The following is a 2193-nucleotide window of genomic DNA, read 5'->3' as shown; positions in this document are numbered from 1 at the left end:
TGCGTTCTCTCTTTGTCTGGCAGCTTCTGATTTCTGGAAGAACGCAAATATTAAAAACACGAGTGAAACAATAGTAGCAGTTCCCAGAACAATCGCTGTAGCCCTTGCCCGTTGAAGCTTTCGCTTCTGTTCAAGTTCCTTAATCCGTTGTTCCGTTTCCCATTCTTTCCGCGAATACTCAAGGAAGATCATGGTACGCTCAAATGCCGGGTTATAGCGTTGCCCCCATACAAGTGTTGGCTTATGCTTCGCTTGCCAGTTTAATGCAAGTTGTAAGTCTGGTGGGCGCCAAAGGCCAGCTTTTCCTACCTGGTGCATAGCGGCAGCTTCAGCAAGGCGTGTATACATTTGCACTGCTTCTGCTTCATCATCAACCCAATTTTTCAGACGAACCCAAATCCTCATTAAGCTTTCGTGAGAAATATCAATCATAGATTTGGAAGACAATGCTGTTCCGTAGGCAGGGGTTAGCAGCGAACGCCCCGGCTCCCGAAACTTTTCAATTACCTCAGCCACGGTCTGTTCGTCGGCATTGGCTATCGCAGCAATTTCATTTAACCTTGTTGGTCTTCTGATCCCAAAATTTTCACCGCGCTTTTCTGTAATAGCTTTAAACAGTACTTCACAAATGTGTTTTTGATCTTCACTTAATTCATCATAAGCCTCATTTGCATGCATTGACAGAGCTTCTGCCATTGTGCCAATTGCTTCATAATGCTTTAAGTCGACAGGCTCGTCCTCATAATCTCTATATTCGGACCAGTAACTCCAGGTGCGCATAAGCGCGTGCTGAAGAATTGGTAATTGGTCAGGGTTGTCACCTAAATCGTTTAGCAGCTGCTGCGTTAATCTGGGCGATATTTTTGCACCACCAACTGCTACAGGTCCATCTATGGCCCTTCTTTTCTGATCTCTCGTTAGCTGAGGGATAAGGTAGTGGCTATCGTTTATTTTGCGCGTAAGTTCAGGGAACTGCGCACAATCACCAATAAAATCAGAACGCATGGTGATAGCCACGTATATAGGCGTATCCGGATAGTTAACTGCTTCTATTAATAGATTAACAAAAGCCAGTGTTTCATTAACAGAATTGGGATCAAGGCTATCTTTAAAACGAAAAAGCTCTTCAAATTGGTCAACAAGGATTAAGTAGTTTACATCTTCGTTTTTCTTCGACTGTTGAATTGCTTCAACCAGTCCAAGGGAACTACTTCTTAGCAGTGTTGAAAAAATCGTTCTTTTGATCTTTCGTTCTTCTGTATCAGCTGCCCTGTATTCCGGATTGTTTTTAAGTAACGCCTCAGCAAGGTTGTCGATTGGTCCTGCACCAGGCCTGGTAACAACAACTTCCCAATTTGGACTTGCATCTGTAAGGAAACCGCCGTACAGAATGGGCATGACGCCGCAATAGATGAAGGATGATTTACCACTTCCACTGGGACCAATAACGCCAACAAAACGGTTCTTTGAAAGCTTGAGAAGAACCTCATCACTTTGACCTTCTCTACCAAAAAATAAATGGCTCTCTTCAATTTTAAAAGGTCTTAATCCTGGAAATGGATTGCTTACGAGTGCCTTTTGATTAACTGCCTGGCTCATTAAGATTAAGCGTTAAATTCCTGTAATAATGATTTTAAAGATTCTGCAGGGCGATGAGGATCACTCTCAATTACGCGCAGGTTTTGATTTTTAAAATTATCATCACTTATACTTTCCCCTGGCGCAGTTATAATGGCTTTACCAATAATTGGCTTCTTTCTTCCAAATCCAGGTGCTTTTAGAAGGTCGAGGACTTTCATCCTTACCCATTGTTCATTTACTTTTCCTTTATAAATAATGGCAGCATCAAATGTTCTTAAATTATCTATATGTTTTTTTCTCAACTCAAGCAATTCACCTTCAAACTCAGGAAGCAATACCTTAAATCCTGATTTTTCTATTGCCTCTTTTATTGGCCTTACTTCAAGGTCATCCACCTTATCGTGCATGAGGTAAACGGTACGTCCGGTAGTATCATCAGCAATTTGTCTTTCACTGGATTCTACCAGCTCTTCACGCATAATGTTCTTGAAATCCTCAAGAGGTGTTTGAAGAATCTCTGCGCCTTCCTGCGCTTCAGCATCACGCTTAATGTTCTCGATAAACGCTTTTTGCTTTTCGCTTGCGTTAGTCAGGGTAGGGGATATCCAGATA

1 protein-coding gene and 1 pseudogene are annotated in these 2193 nt (G+C 42.1%); both read right to left on the bottom strand.

All coding sequences use genetic code 11. The features are described 5' to 3' along the window. The coding region (locus tag KK060_RS24760; RefSeq protein ID WP_437124585.1) for an nSTAND1 domain-containing NTPase at positions 1-1599 on the bottom strand (1599 nt) is incomplete at its 3' end. A 5-nt stretch (positions 1600-1604) separates the two neighbouring features. Then, positions 1605-2193, bottom strand: a pseudogene (locus KK060_RS24755) (hypothetical protein); the annotation flags it as partial.

It is taken from the genome of Chryseosolibacter indicum (assembly GCF_018598585.1).
Classification (GTDB): domain Bacteria; phylum Bacteroidota; class Bacteroidia; order Cytophagales; family Cyclobacteriaceae; genus Chryseosolibacter; species Chryseosolibacter indicus.
This window is presented reverse-complemented; position numbering and strand designations above follow the sequence as displayed.